Consider the following 22295-nt stretch of genomic DNA (forward strand, 5'->3'; position numbering starts at 1 on the left):
GCTACTGACGGGTGCCGGGGTGCGGAGCACAGTGGGAAGGTGGCTGAGGCCGTCGGGGGCCGGGGTGGCCCGATCTGCGGGCGCAAGGCCGAGCAGGAGCTGCTGCGGCGGGCGATCCGTTCCTCCGTGAAGGGCGCTCCCGCCGCCGTCCTGGTGCGCGGCGAGGCCGGCATCGGCAAGACCCGGTTGGTCAGCTCCGTCGTCGATCGCGCCGGGGTTGGCGGCTTCGCGGTGCTGTGGGCTCGGTGCCTGCGGCTCGGCTCCGGCACGGCGCCGTACCTTCCCCTCGTCACGGCCTTCCAGGGCTGGCTGGACCGCTGCGGGCCGGTGGAGGCGCGGGGGCTGCTGGACGCGGTGCCGGACCTCGACGCGCTGCTGCCGGCCGCGCGGCGGTCGCAGCAGCTGCCGCCGGGGCGGGTGCTGCAGGTGGTCGACCGGGCGCTGGGCCACCTCACGACCGTGCGACCGGTCGTGCTGGTGGTCGATGACCTGCAGTGGGCCGACGCCGGCTCGCTCGACGTGCTCGCCTACGTGGTCTCCGACCTGGACCGTCGAGCGCTCACCGTGCTGGCGACGTGCCGCGACGTGGGGCTCTCGGACGGGCATCCGCTGCACGGCTGGCTGGCCGACCTGGTCCGGATGCCGGGCGTGGTCGACCTGCCGCTGGCGCGCCTGGACGAGGACGAGACCGCCGAGCAGGTCGCGGCGCTGCTCGGGGACGTGCCCCGGCGCTCCCTGGTGGCGCAGGTCTGGGCGAGCACCGGAGGCAATCCTTCGCTGACCGAGCTGCTGGTGCGGGACCTGCCGCCGTCGGCGGTCCGGCTGCCGCCGGAGCTGCCGGCAGCGCTGCGCACCACGCTGATGGCCGGCTGGCACACGCTGAGCCCGGAGGCGCGGCGGCTGACCCAGGTGCTGGCGGTGGCCGGCCGGCCGGTCGCACCGGAGGTGCTGGGCGGGGTCGCGGGGAGGCCGGTGCCGCCTGCGGTCCCGGAGCCGTTCGTCGAGGCACTGCACGAGGCGACGGCCGCCGGGGTGGTCGAGGTGGAACGCTCGGGAGGGATCTGGTTCCGGCACCCGCTGCTGGCCGAGGTTCTCGACTCGACCTTGCTGCCGGAGGAGGTGGCCGGGTTGCACCGGGTGTTCGTGGATGTGCTGCGGGGCGGGGGCGGCAGCGACGCCGGCACCTACGGAGACCTCGCGCGGCACTACGCCGGCGCCGGCCTGCACGACGACGCGTTCAGGCACTACCTGCTGGCCGGGGACCGGGCGGTGGAGGTCCGGGCGTACCCGGAGGCGTGGGCGCTGCGCCGGCGGGCCTGGGGGCTGTGGCCGCGGACCTCACCGGGGTGCCGGGTCCGGGCCGGTCCACCGGCCGCCCTGCTGGCGGAGTCGGCGCGGATCGCGTGGCTCGGCGGCGACCCGGCCTCCGCCGTCGAGGCGCTGGAGGCGGCGTGGCCGCTGGTGGTCCCCGAGCGTGACCCGGTGACCGCGTCCCGGGTGCTGCGGCTGCGCTGGCAGATCGCCGGCACCGGCGGGGGCCCGCGCGCGGGTCTGCTCGCGCAGCTGCGCGAGGCGATGCGAATCAGTGCCGCCGTACCCGACTCCGAGGAGCACGTCCTGGCGCTGGCAGACCTCAGCGACGCGGAGCTGTGGAGCGGTGACCGGGCCGCCGCCACCGAGCGCGCGGGCGAGGCCCTGGCCGCGGCGCGACGCTGCGGACACCGCTCGGCCCGCTCGTACGCCCTGGCCGCGGTCGTCCACACCCGGGCCGACCACCTCGAGGCCGAGCAGTGGGCGAGCGAGGCGGTCCGGCTCGCCGGGGGGGCCCGCGGACCGGAGTACGTCGGCCGCGCCCGGCTCGCGCTCGCGCAGGTGCTGGACCGGCAGGGCCGGTACGTCGAGGCGGCGGACGTGCTGGTCCGGGGGCTCGCCGGGGGTGCGGGCTCCGACAGCGTCACCGCGCTCCTCGCCACGGTGGCGGCGACCGAGCTGCTGGTGGTGGGGCGGCTGGAGGAGGCGGCGGCGATCCTGCGCGAGCTGCTCGCGTCGCGGCCCGACGGCGTCGTCGGCCCCGCGGCGCGGGAGACCGCCGCGGTGGTCTCGCTGCGCACCTGTCGCCCGGGCAGCGCCGGGCCGGACGTGGACCGGCGACCCGAGCCGGGGCGCGACCTCGACGAGCACCCCGGGCTGCACGGGCCCGCGCTGCACGCAGAGCTGCTGCTGGCCGCCGGCTCGGTCGAGGAGGCGCTCGACGCCCTGGAGCGCACCGTGCCGCGGCTCGCCGCCGCGGATGCCGCCCACGGCGACGAGCTGATGGTGTGGGCGGCCCGCGCGGCGGCGGCGCTGCCCCCGGAGGAGCGCCGCCGTGGCATCGAGCGGGTGCTGGCGACCCGGGAGAGGGCCTCGGGCCGCGGGTCCGGCGAGCCGACGCCGTGTCGGACGGCCGCTGCGGCGCTCTTCGAGGCGGAGCTGGGCCGCTGCCTCGGTTCCCCGGACGCCGTCGAGCGCTGGGCGCGTGCCGTGCCCCTGCTGGACCGGGCCGGGCTGCGCTACGACGCCGCCGACGCCCGGCGCAGCCTCGCCGAGGCCCTGCTGGCGCAGCGACGCCGGCGCGAGGCCGTCGTACCGCTGCGCGACGCGCATGCCGCGGCCCGGGAGATGGGGGCCGGCCGGCTCGAGGGCGAGGTGGAGGCGGTCGCCCATGCCGCCCGGCTGCCGCTCGACGCCGCCGAGGAGCCGGAGGCGGTCCGACCGGCGCGCGGCAGCGACCTCACCCCGCGCGAGCACGAGGTGCTCGGCCACCTGATGTCCGGCCGGACCTACTCGGAGATCGCCGAGGCGCTGTTCATCAGCGAGAAGACGGTGAGCGTCCACGTGTCGAACCTGCTGCGCAAAACCGGGACCACGAGCCGGGTGGAGGCCGCGGCGTGGGGTCGCAGCAACGGCCGGGAACCGGGCGGCTGAGTGTTAGCGTCCAGGCATGCTGCGTCTAGCCTCCTCCCTGGCCTCGGGGATCGCGTTCGCTCTGATGCTGACGCTGGGTGGCTGCGCGACGGGCGCGCCGGAGGCCGGCGGTCCCTCACCGGACCGCTCCGCGACGGTGGCGGGCACGGAGTCCTCCGCCGCGTCGGCGGCCGCCGGGTCCGCCGCGGACGGCTCCTTCACCTTCGGCGCCGGCGGCGACCTCGGGGCCAACGACCTGACCTCGGCCGGCCTGGCGAAGCTCGACGCCTCCGACGCCCGGTTCTTCCTGGCGCTCGGCGACCTCGACTACGACCAGACCGCCAGCGATTCCGCCTGGTGCGACTACGTCACCGCTCACCTGCCCACCAAGGGCGCGGGCTTCCCGTTCGAGCTGGTCTCGGGCAATCACGAGGCCGACGGCGGCCCCGACGGCCGGGTCGCGAACATGGCCGCCTGCCTGGGGGACAAGCTGGGCTCGGCCGGGACCTACGCCGCGCAGTACACCTTCCGCTACCCGGCCACCGACCCGCTCGCCGCGGTGATCATGATCTCGCCCCGGCTCAAGGTCGGCGGCCACACCTACGACTACCGCAGCGGCACCGCCGACCGCGCCTGGCTGGTCCGCAAGATCGACCGGGCCCGCGCGGCCGGCATCCCGTGGGTGATCGTCGGGATGCACTACCCGTGCTTCTCCACCGGCCGTGCGCACGGCTGCGACGCCGGTGCCCCGGTGATGAACCTGCTGGTCCGCAAGCGGGTCGACCTGCTGCTCGTCGGGCACAACCACCTCTACGAGCGCAGCAAGCAGATCCGGCTGCGCACCGGCTGCACCAGCCTGCGCGCCGGGCACTTCGACCGCGACTGCGTCGTCGACAACGGGGCCGACAACGCCTACCGGGCCGGGCGCGGTCTGGTGCAGGTGACCTCCGGCCGGGTCGGCGGCCGCTACCAGGGGATCGACCCGAACGACCCGGACCGTCGCTGGTTCGTCAAGGCAGGGGACCGGACGACCGGCTGGACGAAGGTGGCGGTCACGCCGCGCCGGCTCACCGCGACCTACGTCAACACCAGCGGCGGGATGCAGGACACCTTCACCATCGACTAGGTCCCGCCGCGGACACTGAGAAGATGTGCCCATGAGCTCCCTGTACGTCGTCAGCGACATCCACGGCTACGCCCAGGACCTCCGCGACAGCCTCGGCGAGGCCGGCCTGGTCGACGGGGAGGACCGCTGGACCGGCGGCGACCGGCTGCTGTACGTCCTCGGCGACCTCATGGACCGCGGGCCGGACGGCATCGGCGCGCTCCGGCTGGTCCGGTCGCTGCAGCGGCAGGCGCCCGAGCAGGTGCACGTGCTGATGGGCAACCACGAGGCGCTCGCGCTCGGCTACAAGCTCTTCCCCCAGAGCCGGTTCGGCCAGGTCTGGCAGCCCAACGGCGGCCACGCCTCCGACCAGGACGCGCTCACCGACGACGACGTCGAGTGGCTGCGCCAGCTGCCGGTGATGGCCCGGGTCGATGAGTTCCTGCTGATGCACTCCGATGCCAACGACTACCTCGAGTGGGGCGGCTCGGTGGAGGAGATCAACGCCACCGTCACCTCGTTGCTCACCGGCGGCGACGACGGCGAGGCGCTGTGGGAGGTGTTCGCGTCGCTGACCGCGCGCTACGACTTCACGGGCCCGGACGGCCAACGGGCCGCCCACGACATGCTCAACGCCCTCGGCGGGGAGTGCATCGTGCACGGACACAGCATCATCGGCTCGCTGCTGAACAAGCCCTCGGACCAGGTGGAGGGGGCGATCGCCTACGCCGACGGCCTGGTGGTCGCGATCGACGGCGGCCGCTACGACGGCGGGCCGCTGCTGCTGGTCCAGCTGAGCTGACCGGGTCTCAGCCGCGCACCGCGGTCGCGTTGAACAGCACCGGGGCGTCGTCGTCGCGGGCGAGCCCGTGGCACGACAGCACGGTGCCGTGGCCGCAGTCGAGGCGGGTGCTGGCGTTGACCATCAGCAGGACGACCGAGGCGACCCGGGAGCGGGTGAAGTCGACGCGGGCCGAGCCGGCACCGGTGTTCGACAGCCGGACGGGGCGCCGCGCGGTGCTGCCGTCCCGGCGGTGGACCAGCAGCGTGGCGGTGAAGCCATGGCTCGTGGTCGGCATGTCGAGCCGGACTCGCAGCGTGCGGGTGCCGCGCAGGGTGCGGTCCGGGCGCAGCGTGACCGGGGCGGTGCTCAGGTGATCGGTCCACACCTTGCGCGTCCCGGTGCCGGGGCGGCTGCCGGTCAGCGTGATCCTGCTGCCGACCTGCGGCCACGGGTAGCCGGTGCCGTCGGCGTAGCTGGTCCACGGCGACAGGTTCGCCTCGCCGAAGGCGGTGTAGGCGCTGGTGAAGTCCACGCCGCGGCTGCCCAGCGCGTTGCGGACGGCCTGCAGGGAGTACTGGTTGCGCGCGCCGGTTGAGGCGTCGGCCCGCTGCCAGGCGGCGCGGACGATCCCGGGGCCGCCGTACTGCTCGCTGAGGAACTCGAAGAACAGCCAGGAGGCGTAGGTGTGATCGCCGAAGGCGGCGTCGAGCGGCACCCGGGGGAGACCAGCTGGCTGCCGGAGAGGAACTGGATGTTGTCGTCGACCTCGCCGTAGACCTCGCCCTCCATCCAGGCGGCACTGCCCTCCATCAGCCAGGTGTCCTCGCGCCAGTCGTAGGCGAACTGCACGGCGTGGAAGAACTCGTGCGCCAGGGTGACCTGGAGCAGCTGCAGCGGGACGCCGCCGTAGCCGACGAAGTCGTTGTCCAGCACGCAGTAGCCGGGATCGGTGCGTGCCGAGCCTTTGTGGTCGCTCTCCGGGGTGCAGTAGCCGTAGGCGCCGCCGGAGTCCGAGAGGTCGCTGAGGTAGATGTCGAGCTTCCCGTCGACACCGTGCTCGCCCTGCACCGTCTCATCGGACAGGGGGGCGCGGTAGCCGAGCTGGTCGACGATGCGGCCGTAGACGCTCTCGGCGACGGAGGCGGTGGTGTCCACCCAGTCCGGGACCTGGTTGCCGTCGCTGTCGTCGAGGGCGACGGCGTCAACGGTGTTCGTCGCGTAGGTGACGCACACGTGCGCGGCGCACGTGTGCTCGACCTGGGCGTTCGCGGCGTAGTAATGCTCCTCGGACCAGTCCGTGCTCTTCGCGGCGGTGGGACGGGCCAGGAGCCGCTCCGCGCTGCGGCGCTGCGAGCCGTCGAGCTCGTGCACCTTCGCAGCGAGGTCGAGCAGCACCGTCGTGGCGTCGCCCTGCTCCTGCGGCATGGTCCCGGGCTTCCCGTCGAACAGCGCCTTGGCCTCGGCCAAGGCCTCCTGCCCGGGCGTCGGCGGGGGATCCGCGGCGACGGCGGGGGAGACCACCGGCGAGAAGGGGAGCAGCACAGCGGACAGGAGGAGCGGAAGCACGACGCGGGTGCGCACAGGGTGCCTTTCCGGAGCGGGACGAAGCCTCCCGAACTGTACGGCGTGAGCGCCCGCCGCGGGCTCAGACCCGGCGGAGCACCGCCGTGACCTTGCCGAGGATGGTCGCGTGGGTGCCGTCGATCGGGTCGTAGGCCTCGTTGTGCGGCAGCAGCCACACGTGGCCGTCGCGCCGCTGGAACGTCTTCACGGTGGCCTCGCCGTCGAGCAGCGCCGCGACGATCTCGCCGTTCTCGGCGGTCGGCTGCTGCCGGATCACGACGTAGTCGCCGTTGCAGATCGCGGCGTCGATCATCGAGTCACCGGCGACCTCGAGCAGGAAGAGCGTGCCGTCGCCGACCAGGGTCTTGGGCAGCGGGAAGATCTCCTCGACCCGCTCCTCGGCCAGGATCGGACCACCGGCCGCGATCCGGCCGACCAGGGGGACGTAGTTGGCCGCCGGCATCGCGTCGCCGACCCCCGTCTCGTCGACCGCGCTCGCCTCGTCGGGGTCGAACACCGACAGGGCCCGCGGACGGTTGGGGTCGCGCTTGAGGTAGCCCTTCTCCTCGAGCACCCGCAGCTGGTGCGCCACCGAGGAGGAGCTGGTCAGGCCGACCCGCTCGCCGATCTCCCGCATGCTGGGCGGGTAGCCCCGGCGCTCGATCGAGTCCTTGATGACGGTGAGGACGCGCTGCTGCCGGGTCGTGAGCCCACTCGCGTCCGGGGGACCGTCGGGCAGCTCGGTCACCTTCGCCGGATCCGACCCTGCACCCTTGCCTGCTGCCATGGCCTGCCTCATCTCCCTCGCGTCCTGGTGAGCCCACGGTAGTGCTCGGAACCGACTCTGTTCAAACATCTGTTCGAACGGCGTGTCGTGGTTTCCTGGACACATGTCGAACGCGTCCGTGGACGTCGGGGCGAAGGTCGCAGTGGTCACCGGGGCCGCCCGGGGGATCGGCCGCGCGGTCGGTGCGCTGCTCGTTGAGCGCGGGTACGCCGTCGTGCTGACCGACCTCTCGGCCGAGGAGGTGCGCCGTACCGCCCGGGAGATCGGCGCGGTCGCGGGCGTGGCCCAGGACGTGCGGCTCGAGGAGTCCCATGCCGCGGTCGTGGCGGAGGCGACGACGTACGGCCGGCTCGCGGTGTGGGTGAACAACGCCGGCGTCGGTGACGACGGGGCGCTGACCGAGCTCTCGTCGGAGGCGGTGCGCCGGCTCGTCGAGGTGAACCTGCTCGGGGTGATCTGGGGGACCCGCGCGGCGCTCGGCGCGTTCGGGCCCGGCGGTGGGGACGTCGTGAACATCGCGTCCGTCTCGGCGCTGGGGCCGGTGCCCGGGCTCTCGGTGTACGCCGCGACGAAGGCGGCCGTGCTGTCGCTGTCCATGTCTCTCGCGGGGGAGACCCCGGCCGGTGTGCGGGTGCATGCCGTCTGCCCGGACGGGGTGGACACCGACCTGGTGGCCGCGATGCGTCCCGACGGGCGCGCCAAGGCGATGGTGCACTCCAGCGGGCGGTTGCGGACGACGGCCGAGGTGGCCGCGGTCGCGGTCGACCTCGTCGGCCGGCGCCGGGTGGTGCGGACCCTCCCCGCCTGGCGCTCGCCGCTGGTCCGGGCCGGAGCGCTGATCCCGTCCCGGTCCCGCACCGGGTTCGCCCTCTTCGAGGCGATGGGTCGCCGCGTGATGGAGCGCAGCCGGCGAGACGCGTGACCGCGCTCCGGGCGACACGCCGATCGAACACATGTTCGGTCGATGCTTGATTCGTTCGAACAGGTGCTCTAACGTCGCACACATGTTCGATCGAACGCTTCTTCGAGTCCTCCCCACCGAAACTGTCGGTGGCCCTCGATACACCTGTCTCCATGAAGCGATCGGACACAGCGACCGACTCCACCTTCGGGAGGCCTGAGATGAGCACCATCGTCGTCACCCCAGTTTTCGGCAGCCGCACCACCCGGCCGGTTGCACGACCGATGGCGCGGCGCGTTGCAGCCCCCGCGGCCGTGCGGTTGACGCGGCGCGGTCGGCTGGTGCTGACCGTGCTGTTCCTCGGCCTCGCGCTGGTGGCGCTCACGGTCCTCGGCCCCACCTCGGCCGCCACCGGTGAGGCCGGCACTCCGGAGCCGACCCGCACCGTGATGGTGCAGCAGGGCGACACGCTGTGGGGCATCGCCTCGAGCGTGGCGGCCCCCGGCGAGGTTCGCGAGATGGTGCACCACATCGAGCAGCTCAACGCGCTGTCCGGCGCCGGCGTCTATGTCGGCCAGGAGATCGCGGTGCCCGTCGGCCGCTGACCGACCCACAGTTCCTGCTTTCGACCTCCTCGACCCAGGTCGGAGGCATGAGGGTAAGAAGGGCGGGCCGCCCAGTGGTGGCCCGCCCTTCACTCGTTCTCGGGCACGGTCGCGACGCCGAGTGCGATGAGCCCCTGCCCGAGCGTGTAGGTCGCCATCACCGCGCGTTCCAGCCGGGCGCTGGGTTGCGGCAGCAGGAACTTCTGGATGCCGAGCAAGGTGTCGGAGAGCAGGAAGAGCCCGGTGCCGGCCTGGATGCTGGCGCGTGACGAGGCCGGCAACTGCGGACCGAGCATGGTCGAGCTGGCGAACATGGCGGAGATGATGGTGGCGTAGCCGGCGACCGGGCCCGCCAGTCGCGGTTCTCGTCGTCGGGCGGCCAGCGTTATCAGCGGGGCCGTGGTGGCCCAGAGCGCTCCAGCTTCCCGCAGCCCGGTCGGCCGGCGCGGCCCCCGGACCGAGGTGAACGCAGTGCCGTAGGCGACGTGAGCCGCAGCGAAGGAGCCGACCCCGGTGAGGAAGGCGGGCTCGCTCCTTCCCAGCAGGGCCGTATCCCCGGCCCAGGAGCAGAACTGTGCGGCGGCCGTGCCGCGGGCCAGTGCCGACCGCCGACCGCGGGTGGCTGTCACGAATGCCGTGCTCAGCGCCGGCATCAGGGCCGGCTTGACCAGGAACCGCGCCCGTCGGGCAGCCGCTCCTGGACGGCCTGCCAGGTAGGTGTCCGTCGCGGCGAGCGCGACATAGACGGATGAGGAGGCGGCGGTGGCGAGGGCAGGCTTGCGAGGCACCGGACCATCCTGGTCGGTGCGGGGTCGGGGTGCCAGGGGCGCGCGACCCTTGGTCCGGCGGGGGCTGGAGCGTCAGGCCGGCAGCTCCGGCGGCCGGCGGGTGAGTGTGCTTCCTCGTTTGGTGGTGATGACGTAGCTGCCGTCGTCCAGCCGTTTCACCGAGACACCCTCGGAGTGCTTCGCCATGTGGTGGCGGTGGCACAGGCAGTCGAGGTTGCACTCGCAGGTGCGGCCGGCCGGGAACGGTGTCCGGTGGTCGCACTCGCACTGGACCGCCGGGCGTTGACAGTTCGGCCAGACACAGGTGCCGTCGCGCGCCACGACCGTGCGCCAGAGGGGGTCGCTGGGCTGGTAGCCGGTGCTGGAGAGCTCGACGAACCTGCCGGAATCGTCGGTGAGCAGGCGGTACCAGGTCGATTGCGGGTCCTGAGCGATCTGCTGGATGGCGTCTGCGCTGATCACGCCCCCGCCTGCGAGCATCCCCGGGTCGTCCGTGAGCCCGATGAGGGATGAGAGCGGGACCGTGACGTTGATGACCGGCCGGGCGAACGCGCCGACGTCGGCGACGAACTCGAATGTGTCGGCCGGGTCGCCGGCGGCGTTGCCGTCGCCGTCGCCAGGACCGCTCGCGTCAGCCGCCGTTGCTGCGCCTTCTGCTGGGGACTCGTGCAGGCGGTCCTGCTCCAGCTCTGAGTTGGTGGCGCCGACCCGCAGCCGGCCGAGCAGCAGGTCCCGCATGGTGTCGGACCGCATCTGCTCCAGGGTCCGGGTCTCGCCGGGGGCCTCGCAGCGCTTCTTCGCGATCAGCGTGAGTCGGTAGTCGCACGCCAGCACGTCGTACGCCGAGCCGGTCATCGCCAGCATCGCTGTGCCGACCTCGTCGACCTTCTTCCAGGCCCGGCGCTTGTTGAACGCCTCGTGGTAGTTCTGCTTGGCCGACTTCTGGGTGAAGCGGAGCTTGCGGTAGCGAGCGGCGTTGCAGAGCCGGTGGCGCTCGATGGGGACGAGCGGGCTGTCCGGGTCGTCGTGCTTGGCGAAGTACTCCTCCATCATCTCGGCGAAGCCCTCGATGTCGGCCTCGTCGGCCAGGTCCTCCGCGGCATCGATCAGCGCCTGGGCACGCCAGAGGTCAAGTCGACCGGAGAGGCAGCGCTCCCAGACGGGCGGGAACCAGGCGGCGAGCCGATCGCGTGTCGCGAGGTCGGTCTCGATCCGCCTCTCGGGCACGTGCAGGGCCCCGCTGAACTCGAGGGCGGTCTCCCGCAGGGGAGTGGGGGCGAAATAGCCTTGGTCGGCTTCCTTGTCACCCGCCTGCTCCGCGCAGCGGTCCCGGAGGGTGGCATATGCCTCGAGGCGGTGGGCGTGGTCGGCGTTCTGCCGGACCTGCGCCTGGACCGCGAAGGCGATCAGGTCCTGGTCGTCGAGCGTGGAGATGTGCGGGGCGGGTGGCGCCGGATTCTTGAACGGTGGTGGCTGATCGGGCGCGTCGAGCACGATGACCTCCGAGTGAATCGAATGTGTGTTCGAAATCACTACATCAGGTACCTCCGACACTTTTCGTGCCGATCCACAGGGGCTACTCGTATTGGCCCGAAAGGACCGCGGTGGCCTCGCTGACCCTCAGCGGTGTCGGCGGCCCTGCGATGGTGACCGTCTCCGCGATGTCCTGCCACGCTCCGCCGTTCACCCGGAATCGCGCCGAGTAGGTGACGTCCACCCGCGCCTGCACCGTCTGGTAGGCGTCCGAGTACACGTGGGTGACCTCCTTGGCCGGGTAGGGAGCGCCCGGCGTCGTGGTCGACGTGCTCGTGCCGTCGCCGTGCAACCAGGTGTACTGCGTGGGTTCCGCTTCGATGTCGACGCGCTGGCCGAGCAGCGTGATGGTGCGGCTGAAGCTTCGTGGCTCGGCGTAGAAGATGGTCTCGAAGTTGACCAGCGTCTTGTCGGCCGGCTGGGTCTTCGCCTCGATCGCCGGTAGCCCGAGGCGTCGCAGCGCGTTGAGTACCAGCGCCGGCGTGACTGTCGGCTTCGGGGTGTCGGCCAGCGTGGGCGGGCGCCCGAAGCATTGTGAGCCAATTGCCTCCCATCGACCGTCTGGTCGTCGAGCCCACAGGTCCCACAGTCGCTCGACCGGATCCGAACAGATTCGCGCAGCCGCGCAATCCAAGGTCGCGTCCCCGGGCCCGTTGGGATCGAAGCGGCGGCAGACGGACGACCATTGGTACTCCACGAATTCCGTGACCGACTTCTTCCCTGATACCGGAGCGAAAGTCACAGGATCATTGCCTTCTGAAGACTGTCCACAAGTCATGCCGAGGACAAGGACGTGGGCATCGGACCCGCCCGCACCCGCGCAACTGGGATCGCCATACGACGGAGCAATGTGGCCGACAGACAGCAACGTGAAGACGGCCGCGACGAAGCAGGCGCGGACCCGCATCAGGACGACACCAGATCCAGGCGAGACACCTCGTATCCGCTTGGCTGGCGAACGAGGAACATGGTCATGGGCTGCCTTTGTCCTGGGTGCCGGGTCGTCTTTCCCCGGCGATCGACGGCTACTTCGGCCTCTAAGTAGACGCCCAGAGACAAGACCGAAGCCGCTGCAGTTGTCTTCAGGCTGCGGATAGAAGTGACCGTCCAGCCGTCCGACTCGATGTGGCCGCCCGCCTGGTACACCTTCTCGATGTTGCTGGCGATGGCCTCGCACGAGACGCAGTCCTCGGCGCCGAGGGCTCTCAGCTCATCCGTGTCGCCCGTGGCAGCGGCGTAGTTGATGGAGTCGAAGTAGTGCCGGGCAAATGCCTTGGCGGCGGCGGGGGACGTGCCGGACGCCGCAGGCGGGAGGGAGGGCGGCGTGGCGCTCGGTGACGGCGCCGGTGCGGAGGAGCTGGCCGACGGCGACGGCGACGGCAGCGGCGCCGGCTCGGCCGACGACGTACACGCCGACAGGGCCGCAAGGCCCAGCAGGACCGGCCCGACCACGACGCGTGCCACTCGCATCATCCGACCCCCATGACGTCGACCCGAGCCGCCCGTGCGAAGGGCGGTTGACCCGGGCGAATCTACCCACACCGGACCGCGGGACGGAACCCCGATTGCTCAGGGTTGTGGAAGACGGGACAGGCGGGGAGTCAGCGGGGGGAGAGGTCCTGGACGTGCCACTCGCCGTCGTTGCGGACCAGGTGCAGCCGGAAGCCCTGCCGGCCACCGGGGTACGTCTGCGGCTTGGCGCCCTTCTCGGCGAACACCTGCTGCTCGGCGATCTGCACCGTCACCATCAGCCCGGCCTCGTCGTCCGTGGCGCCGGCCTCGGGCACGATCTTCTCGATCTGCCAGCCATCGGTCTCGACGTGCCCGCCGCTGCCGTAGATGGTGTCGAGCCGCTTGGCGAAGTCCAGGCAGGCCTTGCAGTCCGGCGCGGCCAGCGACTTGAACGTCTTCGTGTCACCGCTCGTGGTCGCCTCGTTGAGCGTGTCCACCCAGTACCCGGCGAACTGCTCCGCTCCGGCCTCACCCGCGTTGTCGGCGTAGGCCGGGCGCTCCGAGGCACCCGACGCCGCCTCGTCCGACGTCGATGCGCCGCACGCGGACAGGCCGAGCACGAGAGCGAGCAGGAGAGCGGCTAGGCGGGCAATCACGCGTCGATCCTGACACGCAGGGGCAGCGAACCACGAACCGGGGACAATCACGGAATGGACACGAATCCTGCCGGCTACTCGGGCAAGCCGCTGGTGGAGAAGCTCGGCGTGAAGCCGGGGCTCGTCGTGTACGTCGACCACGGTCCCGACCACGTGGACGAGCTGCTCGACGGCGCGCCGTACCTCACCCGACTCCCGCGCCAGGCCGACCTCACGCTCACCTTCCACACCCGCCGCAGCGGGCTCGCGCGCCGGCTGCCGACCCTGGTCGAGCACACGAGCACCGCCGGGATGATCTGGGTCTGCTGGCCGAAGAAGGCCAGCAAGGTGGACACCGACGTCACCGAGGACGTGGTCCGCGAGGTCGCCCTGCCGCTCGGTCTCGTCGACGTGAAGGTGTGCGCGGTCGACCAGACCTGGAGCGGCCTGAAGCTGGTACGGCGGCGCGCCGCCCGCTAACGAGCCGCGCGCCGGCCCGTGGAGCGCCGGGGACGGTACTCGCTGATCAGGCCGAGGGCGACGAGGATCCGGGCGAGCAGCACGAACACCAGCAGCAGGCAGAGGGTCGCGCCGATCGTGGCCGCCCCGGTGAACGCCCAGGCGAGGGCGTTGCCGCCACGGGCGAGCTGGCCGAAGTCGATGGCCGCGCTGACCAGGAAGTACCACGCGACACCGGCTGCCACCGCGCCGAGACTGAGACCGCCGAGCTGCGGGAGCCGGCTCGGCCGCTTGGCCTTCTCGGCCCTGCGCCTGCCGCCCGCCTCTGCCACCACGCCTCGTCCGGTCCGCGTCGCCACCATTGCCACGGGCGCATTCTGTCCTATCTGGGCGGTTTGCGGGGAGGAACCGGATGATGCGGACCAGGGTGTCGCAACGGGTCCGTTTGTGTGCGGGACGACATGGGTACGAACCGGCGCATTCGACCACCAATCGACGCCACGGGGAGACCACCATCATGACGGACGACACGGGCCTGAGCCCTGAGGAGCTCTCGGCCGAGACCGCCACCGCACTGCCGGACAAGGAGGTCGTGTCGATCCTCGACCTCAACGCCGACCTCGACCTGGCCATCGACGCCGCCGCGCCGATCGATCTCGCGGTCGCCGCGAACGCCAACGTGGCGGCCCCGATCAACGCGGCCGCCAGCGCCAACCTCCTCTCGGAGGGCTCCGAGGCCCAGGCGATGGGCGACCAGGGCGTGATGATCGACCAGAACATCGCCGCCGACGCCAACGCCACCGCGGACCAGCAGAGCGACCTCGACCAGGGCAACGACGTCGTCGACGACGGCACCGGCACCGACCCGGCCGCAACCGACCCGACCGCCGCCACCACCACGACCGACACCACCGCGGACGCGCTCGGCAGCGGCTCCCTGCTCGACGTGGACGTCAACCTCGACGCGGACGCCGACATCGCCGCCCCGATCAACGGTGCGGTCGCCGCGAACGCCAACGTGGCCGCCCCGATCAACGCCGGTGTCGCCGCCAACGTCGGCTCGATCGACAGCGACGCGATCGCGGTCTCGCAGCAGGACGCGATCATCAACCAGAACATCGAGGGCGAGGCCAACGCCGACTCCGGCCAGGACTCGGACATCCGCCAGTAGCGCACCCGACACGACAAGCGTCCTGGGACGACGACCGTGAGCACCCCCGCCACCGAGCGGGAGGCCCTGCGCCGCGCCGACGGCCTCCAGCTGATCGGGGAGATGGCGGGATCCGGATACCGGGTCCCGCCCTCCCTGGTCCGCCGCGGCGACGGCCAGACCCTCCAGCTGACCACCCTGCTCTACCTCACCCTCGAGGCCGTGGACGGCCGCCGCAGCGTCGAGGAGGTGGCCGACGCCGTCTCCGCCCGGTTCGGCAAGCGGGTCAGTGCCGACAACGTCCGCAGCCTGGTGGCCGACCAGCTTCAGCCCCTCGGGCTGCTCGCGCGGGCCGACGGCAGCCAGCCGGAGGTGAAGCGGTCCAACCCGCTGCTCGGCCTCAGGTTCCGCTACTCGGTCACCGACCCCGAGCGCACCCGGCGGCTGACGGACCCGTTCACCGTGCTGTTCCGGCCGTTCGTGCTGGTGCCGCTGCTGGCCGCCTTCGCGTTGGTCTGCTGGTGGGTCTTCTTCGAGAAGGGGCTGGCCTCGGCGACGTACCAGGCCTTCGACCACCCGGGCCTGCTGCTGCTCGTCTTCGTCGTCACGGTGCTCTCGGCGGGGTTCCACGAGTTCGGCCACGCGGCGGCGGCGCGGTACGGCGGCTCCATCCCGGGGGTCATGGGGGCCGGCGTCTATCTGGTGTGGCCGGCGTTCTACACCGACGTCACGGACTCCTACCGCCTCGGCCGGGCAGGGCGGGTGCGCACCGACCTCGGCGGCCTCTACTTCAACGCGATCGTGGCGGTCGCGATCGCCGGCGTCTGGTGGGCCAGCGGGTACGACGCGCTGCTGCTCGTCGTCGCGACGCAGATCCTCCAGATGGTGCGCCAGCTGACGCCGCTCGTGCGCTTCGACGGCTACCACGTGCTGGCCGACGTGACCGGCGTCCCGGACCTATACCACCGGATCAAGCCGACGCTGCTCGGCGCGCTGCCGTGGCGGTGGGGCGACCCGGAGGCCCGGCTGCTGAAGCCGTGGGCGCGCACGGTCGTGACTGTCTGGGTGCTGGTCGTGGTGCCGCTGCTGCTGTTCACGCTGGCGATGCTGGTGCTCGCGATGCCGCGGGTATTGGCGACCGCATGGGCGCAGCTCGAGCAGCGGCAGGGTGCGCTGGGTGCGGCCTGGGGCGACGGTGACCTGGTGCAGAGCGGTGCACAGCTGCTGACCATGGCGGCGATCGCGCTGCCGATCCTCGGCACGTTCCTGGTGCTCGGCCGGGTGCTGCGCCGCGCCGGCCGGTCGGTCTGGCGCGGCACGGCCGGCCACCCGGTGCGCCGTACCCTCGCCGGCATCACCGCACTGGCCGTCGTCGCGGCGCTGGTCTGGGTGTGGTGGCCGGACGGGCGGACCTACCGGCCGATCCAGCCGGACGAGCGGGGCACGCTGGCCGACGCGGTGGCCGCCGTCCCGGTCAGCGCAGGCCTCGCCCGGCCCGCGCCCGAGGTCGCGTTGCGCGCCGGCGAGCGGGGCCGCGCTACGGCCGTGTGGGACACCGACGAGCCTCTGCCGACCCGCACGCAGCCGCGACTCGCGCTGGTGATGGTCCCGCGGCCCGGCGCCGACGCGGCCACGGCGCGGACCTGGGTCTTCCCGTTCGACAAGCCGCTCGCCCCCGGTCCCGGCGACAACCAGGCGCTGGCGGTGAACACCGAGGACGGCACGGTCGTCTACGACACCGCCTTCGCGCTGGTCTGGGTGGAGGACGGGGCGGAGGCGCTGAACACCAACGAGGCCTACGCTTTCGCGAGCTGCACCTCCTGCGGCGCCGTCTCGATCGCCTTCCAGGTCGTGCTCGTCGTCGGCGACAACCACACCGCCGTACCGCAGAACCTCTCGGGCGCGGTCAACTCCGACTGCGTGAACTGCCTGACCTACGCGCTGGCGCAGCAGCTCTTCATCACCCTCGACGGGCCGCTGTCGGAGGACGCGATGGCGCAGCTCGATGCGCTGTGGGCGCAGATCGCCGCCTACGCCGCGGACATCGAGAACGTCCCGCTCGGCGAGATCGACGATCGCCTCGACGAGTTCGAGACCCAGATCCTCGCGATCATCGAGGCCGACCAGCCGGGGACGCTGCCGTCCGCGCCGGCCTCAGCGACGCCGTCGGGATCCGCGACGGCATCCGCGGCGGCGTCCGGCAGCGCGCTGCCGTCGGCCGGTACGTCGTCGGGCGCCTCGTCCACGCCGTCCCCGTCTCCGACGGGTGCTACGTCGCCCAGCGGCTCACCGACGCCCACACCTTCAGCTGCCGCGCCCACTCCCTCGCCCTCAGCGCCGTCACCGTCAGCCTCCCCGGCTGCCGCGGCCTCTCAGTAGGAGCCGACCAGGCCCCCGTCGCAGCGCAGCTGCACCCCGGTCACGTAGGACGCGGCCTCGCTGGCCAGGAAGACCACGGCCGAGGCGAACTCCTCGGGCCGGCCGTAGCGGCGGGCCGGGATCGCCGCCTCCGACGCCGCCCGGGTCTGCTCCGGGGTGGAGCCGCTGCGCTCGGCGGCGCCGCGGTCCAGGGCGGCGACCCGGTCGGTGTCGATCCGGCCGGGCAGCACCATGTTGACCGTCACCCCGTCCGCCGCGACCTCGGCCGCGAGGGTCTTCAGGTAGCCCGCCAGGGCGGCGCGACCGCTGTTCGACAGCGCGAGCCGGGCCAGCGGCTGCTGCACGCCGCTCGAGCCGATCGCCACGATGCGGCCCCAGCCGCGCTCGCGCATCGACGGCAGCACCGCGCGCACCAGCCGTTGCTGCTGGAGCAGCAACGTGTGCAGCGCCTCGCTCATCTGCTCGGGGGTGACGTCGGCCGCGAGCCCCGGCGCCGGGCCGCCGCTGTTGAGCACCAGCACGTCGACCGGCCCGAACGCCGCGACGGCGGCGTCGTGCAGCCGCTCCGGCGCCCCCGCCTCGGCCAGGTCGACCTCGACGCCGACGGCCGAGGGCAACGCGGCGGCCTCGGCCTTGGCGACCTCCCCGCGCCGGCCGGCGAGCACGACGTTCGCGCCCTCGGCGGCGAGCTGCCGCGCGCAGGCGAGGCCGAGCCCCGACGTCGATCCGGGGACGAGCACGGTGCGGCCGGTGAGTCCGGTGTCCATCTCAGACCTCCTGCAGGTGGTGGGGGAGCAGCCGCAGGATCTCCGGCGGTGCCGCGGCCGCGGGCGGGCGGACCGAGCCGTCCTCGAACAGCCCGCGCCGGTGCAGTATCTCCTTGCGGACCGCGAGCCCGATCCCGGGCTGGGCCTCGAAGTTGACCAGCGGCAGCCACGGTGCGAAGGCCTTGCGGGCGGCGACGAAGCCGCCCTCGGCGAACGCGTCCAGCGCCTGCCGCAGCCCCTCGGGGTGCGAGAACCCGGTCATCGCGCCCGCCGCCCCCGCGGCCAGCTCGTCGAGCAGGCCCACGCCGCCGAGCCCGCCGAAGACCGGCACGTCGGTGCCGGCGGTGAGCCGGCCGATCGCGACGCTGGTCGGCGGTGCCTCGGACTTCACCGCGACGACGAACGGGCACCGCTCCAGCACCTCGAGCAGGGTGCCGGCGGCGATCTTCACCCCGGAGGTCTCCGGGTAGTCCTGCAGCACGATCCCGGCGCCGGTGGCGGTGTGCACGGCCTCCAGGTGCCGGGAGAGTACGGCGGCGTCCGGGCTGTTGACCTGCACCATCGCACTGACCGACCGCGGCCCCGAGCCGGAGGCCGCCTCGACCGCCAGCTGCGCCTGCTCGACCGCCACCGCGGTGGACCGGGCCGAGACCCCGACCACCAGCGGGGTGCCGGGCGCGGCCGCGGCCACCGTGGCGACGACGGTGCGGCGCTCGTCGGCGTTCAGCGAGGCGCCCTCGCCGAAGACGCCGAGGACGACGAGCCCGTCGGCGGGCACGCCCACGTAGTGCTCCACCTCGCGGCGCAGCGAGGCGGTGTCGACCTCCAGCGCGGGGCCGTGGAAGGGGGTGGCCAGCACGCCCCAGAGGCCGGGCCGCAAGGGAGCAGGGGGAGAAGCGTCGGTCACAGGTGGGGCCTTTCGTCGGTGGTGGGGCGCAGTCCGCTGCGCTGCAGGGCCTCGGAGACGACGTGCTCGGCGATCGCGAGCGCCGAGGTGGCGCCGGGCGAGGGGGCGTTGCGCACGTGCACCATCCGTTCCGAGCCGGTGATCACGAAGTCGTCGACCAGGCGGCCGCGGTCGTCCATGGCCTGGGCGCGGATCCCGCGGGGACCGGGGCGCATCCGGGCGGCGTCGAGCGCCGGCACGTAGGCGCGGGCCCCCGCGACGAAGCGACGCCGGCTCACCGCCGTACCCGCCTCGCGGACCGCGGCCGGCACGTTGCCCGCGGCGAAGCGCCAGAAGCCGCCGAAGCCGACGGCGTCGCGCAGGTCCCGCCCGACCGGCCGGCCGCCCTGGTAGGACTCGCGGCCCAGGGAGAGGAAGGCGTTGGGGCCGACCATCACCTCCCCGTCGACGCGGCGGGTGAGGTGCACGCCGAGGAACGGGTAGCGCGGGTCCGGCACCGGGTAGATCAGCCCGCGGACCAGGTCGCGCTGGTCCGCGGCCACCAGCGCGTAGTCGCCGAAGAACGGCACGATCCGCGGCCCGGGGGCGTCGCCGGCGAGCCGGGCCACCCGGTCCGACTGCAGGCCGGCGCAGGCGATCACCAGGTCGAACGGCTCGTCCAGGCCGGCGTCGGTGCGCAGCCGCACCCCGCCAGAGCGGCCGGAGAGGGTCGAGAGCCCGGTCACCTGCTGACCGAGCAGCAGCGTGCCGCCGGCCGCGGCGAGCTCCGCGCCGAGCACCGCCGTCACCGCCGGGTAGTCGACGATCGCGGTGTGCGGGGAGTGCAGCGCCCGCCGGCCGACCGCCCACGGCTCGATCTCCCGCAGCTGCGCGGGACCGATGATCCGCACGCCGGGCACGCCGTTGGCGACCGCCCGCTCGTGCAGCGCGTCCAGCCGGGCGGACTCCTGGTCGGTGCGGGCGACGACGACCTTGCCGCACTCCTCGTAGGCGATCCCGTGCTGCTGGGCGAAGTCCTGCAGCAGCCCGACCCCGCGGCGGCACAGCCGGGCCTTCAGGCTGCCCGGCTCGTAGTAGAGGCCGGCGTGCACGACGCCGCTGTTGTGGCCGGTCTGGTGCGCCGCGAGCCGGTCCTCCTTCTCGACCAGCGTCACCGCCGCGCCGGGCACCCGCCGGGTCAGCTCGCGGGCGACCGCGGTGCCGATCACGCCGCCGCCGATGACCGCCACCCGGGTAGCCGAGCCCACACCCGCGGCGCTCATGCCGGACCGCCGAGGCGGGGCGGGGCGCAGTGGTACGTCGCCGGGGTGGCCGACAGCGTCACCGGGTGCGCCACGGTCCGCACCGGGGAGGCGCCGGGCGACCCGGACGGGGTCTCCACCACCGGCGCCAGGCCGAGCCGCTCCGCGAGCGCGAACGCCTGGCTGATGTCGTTGATCGGACCGCAGGGCACGCCGGCCGCGCTGAGCTCGGTGAACCAGTGGTCCGCGGTCTGGGTCAGCAGCACGCTCTCCAGCTCGGCCACCAGCTCGTCGCGGTGGGCGACCCGGTCGGTGTTGCCCGCGAAGCGCGGATCGTTCGCGAGCTCGTCACGCCCGAGACGCGTGACGAGCCGTTCGAAGAGCCGGTCGTTGGCAGCCGCCACGGCGATCGGCCGGTCCGCCGCCCGCAGCACCTCGTAGGGCGCGATGCTCGGATGTCGGTTGCCCATGGCCTGCGGCACCTCACCGGTGGCGAGGTAGGCCGAGGCCTGGTTGGTCAGCGCGGACAGCAGCGACGAGAGCAGGTTGACCTCCACGTGCTGACCCTGACCGGTGCGGTCCCGGTGCCGCAAGGCCGCGAGGATGCCGAGCGCGGCGTGCAGCCCGGTGACCACGTCGACCAGGGCGACGCCGACCTTGGTCGGCTCCGCCCCCGGCGCGCCGGTCACCGACATCAGCCCGCCGACGGCCTGCAGCACCAGGTCGTAGCCGGGCAGGTCGGCGCCGGCGTGCGGCCCGAAGCCGGTCACCGAGCAGTAGATGAGGTCCGGACGGGCCGCGGCGAGCTGCTCGTAGCCGAGGCCGAAGCGCTCCATGGTGCCGGTCCGGAAGTTCTGCACCACCACGTCGCAGCCGGCCACCAGCTCCTGCGCGGCGGACCGCCCCTCGGTGGTGCCGAGGTCGAGCACCCGGGAGGTCTTGTTGCGGTTGACGGCCAGGAAGTACGTCGCCTCCCCGTCCGACCACGGCGGGCCCCAGGAGCGGGTCTCGTCGCCGCCGTCGGGCCGCTCCAGTTTCACCACCTCCGCGCCGAGGTCGGCCAGCAGCATCGTGGCGTACGGCGCGGCGAGGACCCGGCCGAAGTCGGCGATCCGCACCCCCGCCAACGCCCCTTGGGTGCAGCCGCCGTCGAGGGACGGCGAGGGTGAGGGCGGTGGCGGGGGTGTGCGGGGTGACGCGGGCAACGGTGCTCCTGGGTGAGGCGGGGTGTCGGGCAGGTCAGCTCTGCAGGTTCTCCAGCGCCCGCTTCGAGCCGGGGTGCACCGGGACCGGGCCGGTCTCACCGGCGGTCTCCAGGGAGAGCTCGCCCGCGGCGGGGTGCACCCGGACCAGTGTGTCCTTGTTCTCCAGCATCAGGGTGGTGAGCGCGCAGGCGACGTTGTCGGCCATGTCGTTGCGCACCATCAGCAGGTTCGGCACCGCGATGGTCGGGACGTCCTGGTCGAGGTTGTAGGTGTCGGCGGGGATCACGGCCTTCTCGTAGACCGGGTTGACCTCCTGCATCTTCGGCAGCAGCGGGGTGACGTCGATGAACTTCACGTCGTCGCCCTTGGAGGTGAACAGGTCGGTGACGCCCGGGGTGGGCAGCCCGCCGGACCAGACGAAGCCGTCGAGCGAGCCGTCCTTCATCCCGTCGATGGTCTTGGTGAGGTCGAGGCGCTGGGCCTTGACGTCGCCCTTCTGCAGGCCGGCGGCCTCGATCAGCCGCCGCGCGATCACCTCGGTGCCGGACTGCGGCGAGCCGGTCGAGATCCGCTTGCCCTTGAAGTCCGCGACCGAGTCGATGCCGGCGTCGGCCTGCACGACCACCTGGGTGTAGTTGGAGTAGATCCGGCCGATCGTGGAGACGTCCTCCGGCTTCTCGAAGTCGCCCTTGCCCTCGACGGCGTCGGAGGCGGTGTCGGCCAGCGAGAAGCCGATGTCGTAGTCGCCGGCGACCAGCTGCTGGATGTTCTGCACCGACGCGCCGGTCTCGGCAGCGGTCGCCTGCAGCTCGGTCTTGTCGTTGATCAGCTGGGCCAGGCCGCCGCCGACGACGTAGTAGACGCCGGTGGAGTTGCCGGTGGCGATGTTGACCCGGCCGGTGCCGGCGTCGCAGCTGCTCTCGTCGGCGCCGGCGCCGGCGGCGGCGCGGTCCTGCTGGCCGCCGCAGGCGCTCATCGCCAGGGCGGTGGTGAGGCTCAGGGCGATGCCGGCGAGCTTGGTGGTTCGTCTCATGAGGCTGTTCCTTCTGTGGGGGACGGGTCGTGCAGCGGGACGGGGAGGGACAAGGGAG

At 72.9% G+C, this 22295-nt stretch carries 22 protein-coding genes; 8 read left to right on the top strand and 14 right to left on the bottom strand.

Annotated features, from left to right (window positions below; genetic code table 11):
• The first annotated feature begins 39 nt into the window (after nt 1–39).
• Genes H9L09_RS22560 through H9L09_RS17590 form a run of 3 tightly spaced genes read left to right on the top strand, consistent with a single transcriptional unit; the run spans nt 40 to nt 4850 of the window.
• On the top strand, nt 40–2964 hold the full coding sequence (locus H9L09_RS22560) for a helix-turn-helix transcriptional regulator (protein ID WP_187578116.1): 2925 nt from the start codon (nt 40–42) through the stop codon (nt 2962–2964).
• 16 nt (nt 2965–2980) lie between these two features.
• On the top strand, nt 2981–4069 hold the full coding sequence (locus tag H9L09_RS17585) for a metallophosphoesterase (protein ID WP_187578117.1): 1089 nt from the start codon (nt 2981–2983) through the stop codon (nt 4067–4069).
• A 31-nt stretch (nt 4070–4100) separates the two neighbouring features.
• Complete coding sequence (locus H9L09_RS17590; RefSeq protein WP_187578118.1) at nt 4101–4850, top strand: metallophosphoesterase; 750 nt, start codon at nt 4101–4103, stop codon at nt 4848–4850.
• 7 nt (nt 4851–4857) lie between these two features.
• Here the strand turns inward: H9L09_RS17590 and H9L09_RS17595 are convergent, their stop codons facing one another.
• The 3 genes from H9L09_RS17595 to lexA form a co-directional block, all read right to left on the bottom strand.
• The gene (locus H9L09_RS17595; RefSeq protein ID WP_187578119.1) at nt 4858–5364 is read right to left on the bottom strand and encodes a hypothetical protein; all 507 of its coding nucleotides are present in this window, start codon (nt 5362–5364) and stop codon (nt 4858–4860) included.
• Nucleotides 5250–6374: an MXAN_6640 family putative metalloprotease gene (locus H9L09_RS17600; RefSeq protein ID WP_187578120.1), complete on the bottom strand. Its 1125-nt coding sequence runs from the start codon at nt 6372–6374 to the stop codon at nt 5250–5252. The genes H9L09_RS17595 and H9L09_RS17600 overlap by 115 nt, the downstream gene beginning before the upstream one ends.
• A gap of 103 nt (nt 6375–6477) precedes the next feature.
• The gene (gene lexA / locus H9L09_RS17605) at nt 6478–7182 is read right to left on the bottom strand and encodes a transcriptional repressor LexA (RefSeq protein WP_187578121.1); all 705 of its coding nucleotides are present in this window, start codon (nt 7180–7182) and stop codon (nt 6478–6480) included.
• A 103-nt stretch (nt 7183–7285) separates the two neighbouring features.
• Between lexA and H9L09_RS17610 the strand changes: the two genes are divergently transcribed.
• Together H9L09_RS17610 and H9L09_RS17615 are read left to right on the top strand one after the other, a co-directional pair.
• The gene (locus tag H9L09_RS17610) at nt 7286–8104 is read left to right on the top strand and encodes an SDR family NAD(P)-dependent oxidoreductase (protein ID WP_187578122.1); all 819 of its coding nucleotides are present in this window, start codon (nt 7286–7288) and stop codon (nt 8102–8104) included.
• A 200-nt stretch (nt 8105–8304) separates the two neighbouring features.
• Nucleotides 8305–8688: a LysM peptidoglycan-binding domain-containing protein gene (locus H9L09_RS17615; protein WP_187578123.1), complete on the top strand. Its 384-nt coding sequence runs from the start codon at nt 8305–8307 to the stop codon at nt 8686–8688.
• An 89-nt stretch (nt 8689–8777) separates the two neighbouring features.
• Here H9L09_RS17615 and H9L09_RS17620 read toward each other — a convergent pair whose 3' ends face one another.
• The 5 genes from H9L09_RS17620 to H9L09_RS17640 form a co-directional block, all read right to left on the bottom strand.
• Entirely contained in the window at nt 8778–9476 is a 699-nt protein-coding gene (locus tag H9L09_RS17620) for a lysoplasmalogenase (RefSeq protein WP_187578124.1), read from the bottom strand.
• Nucleotides 9477–9548: 72 nt separating this feature from the next.
• Nucleotides 9549–10970 carry an HNH endonuclease signature motif containing protein gene (locus tag H9L09_RS17625; RefSeq protein ID WP_187578125.1) on the bottom strand — a complete coding sequence of 474 codons (1422 nt, stop codon included), beginning with the start codon at nt 10968–10970 and terminating at the stop codon, nt 9549–9551.
• Nucleotides 10971–11052: 82 nt separating this feature from the next.
• Nucleotides 11053–11916, bottom strand: a complete 864-nt coding sequence (locus tag H9L09_RS17630) for a hypothetical protein (protein WP_187578126.1) — start codon at nt 11914–11916, stop codon at nt 11053–11055.
• Nucleotides 11916–12473 carry a DUF6318 family protein gene (locus H9L09_RS17635; protein ID WP_187578127.1) on the bottom strand — a complete coding sequence of 186 codons (558 nt, stop codon included), beginning with the start codon at nt 12471–12473 and terminating at the stop codon, nt 11916–11918. Before H9L09_RS17635 ends, H9L09_RS17630 begins: the two co-directional genes overlap by 1 nt.
• A gap of 137 nt (nt 12474–12610) precedes the next feature.
• On the bottom strand, nt 12611–13117 hold the full coding sequence (locus H9L09_RS17640) for a DUF6318 family protein (protein ID WP_187578128.1): 507 nt from the start codon (nt 13115–13117) through the stop codon (nt 12611–12613).
• Nucleotides 13118–13171: 54 nt separating this feature from the next.
• On the opposite strand from H9L09_RS17640, the gene H9L09_RS17645 reads away from it, so the two are divergent.
• Complete coding sequence (locus H9L09_RS17645; protein ID WP_187578129.1) at nt 13172–13576, top strand: DUF3052 family protein; 405 nt, start codon at nt 13172–13174, stop codon at nt 13574–13576.
• Here the strand turns inward: H9L09_RS17645 and H9L09_RS17650 are convergent.
• Nucleotides 13573–13923, bottom strand: coding sequence for a hypothetical protein (locus H9L09_RS17650; protein WP_187578130.1), 351 nt, complete (start codon nt 13921–13923; stop codon nt 13573–13575). The two genes, H9L09_RS17645 and H9L09_RS17650, sit on opposite strands and share 4 nt — an antisense overlap.
• Before the next feature lie 149 nt (nt 13924–14072).
• On the opposite strand from H9L09_RS17650, the gene H9L09_RS17655 reads away from it, so the two are divergent.
• Together H9L09_RS17655 and H9L09_RS17660 are read left to right on the top strand one after the other, a co-directional pair.
• Nucleotides 14073–14726, top strand: a complete 654-nt coding sequence (locus H9L09_RS17655) for a peptidoglycan-binding protein (RefSeq protein ID WP_187578131.1) — start codon at nt 14073–14075, stop codon at nt 14724–14726.
• Between the two features lie 36 nt (nt 14727–14762).
• On the top strand, nt 14763–17084 hold the full coding sequence (locus H9L09_RS17660) for a hypothetical protein (RefSeq protein WP_187578132.1): 2322 nt from the start codon (nt 14763–14765) through the stop codon (nt 17082–17084).
• Here H9L09_RS17660 and H9L09_RS17665 read toward each other — a convergent pair.
• The 5 genes from H9L09_RS17665 to H9L09_RS17685 all read right to left on the bottom strand — a co-directional run bounded on the left by H9L09_RS17665 (nt 17078) and on the right by H9L09_RS17685 (nt 22237).
• Nucleotides 17078–17851, bottom strand: a complete 774-nt coding sequence (locus tag H9L09_RS17665) for an SDR family oxidoreductase (protein ID WP_187578133.1) — start codon at nt 17849–17851, stop codon at nt 17078–17080. The genes H9L09_RS17660 and H9L09_RS17665 overlap by 7 nt on opposite strands.
• Nucleotide 17852: 1 nt before the next feature.
• Nucleotides 17853–18710, bottom strand: coding sequence for a dihydrodipicolinate synthase family protein (locus tag H9L09_RS17670; protein WP_187578134.1), 858 nt, complete (start codon nt 18708–18710; stop codon nt 17853–17855).
• A gap of 44 nt (nt 18711–18754) precedes the next feature.
• A complete protein-coding gene (gene lhgO, locus H9L09_RS17675; RefSeq protein ID WP_187578135.1) occupies nt 18755–20020 on the bottom strand; it encodes an L-2-hydroxyglutarate oxidase in 1266 nt (421 codons plus the stop codon).
• The gene (locus H9L09_RS17680) at nt 20017–21117 is read right to left on the bottom strand and encodes a CaiB/BaiF CoA transferase family protein (protein ID WP_246456090.1); all 1101 of its coding nucleotides are present in this window, start codon (nt 21115–21117) and stop codon (nt 20017–20019) included. The genes lhgO and H9L09_RS17680 overlap by 4 nt, the downstream gene beginning before the upstream one ends.
• A gap of 121 nt (nt 21118–21238) precedes the next feature.
• Nucleotides 21239–22237, bottom strand: coding sequence for a TAXI family TRAP transporter solute-binding subunit (locus tag H9L09_RS17685; RefSeq protein WP_187578137.1), 999 nt, complete (start codon nt 22235–22237; stop codon nt 21239–21241).
• Nucleotides 22238–22295 lie beyond the last annotated feature (58 nt).

It is taken from the genome of Nocardioides mesophilus (assembly GCF_014395785.1).
Taxonomy (GTDB): Bacteria; Actinomycetota; Actinomycetes; order Propionibacteriales; family Nocardioidaceae; genus Nocardioides_B; species Nocardioides_B mesophilus.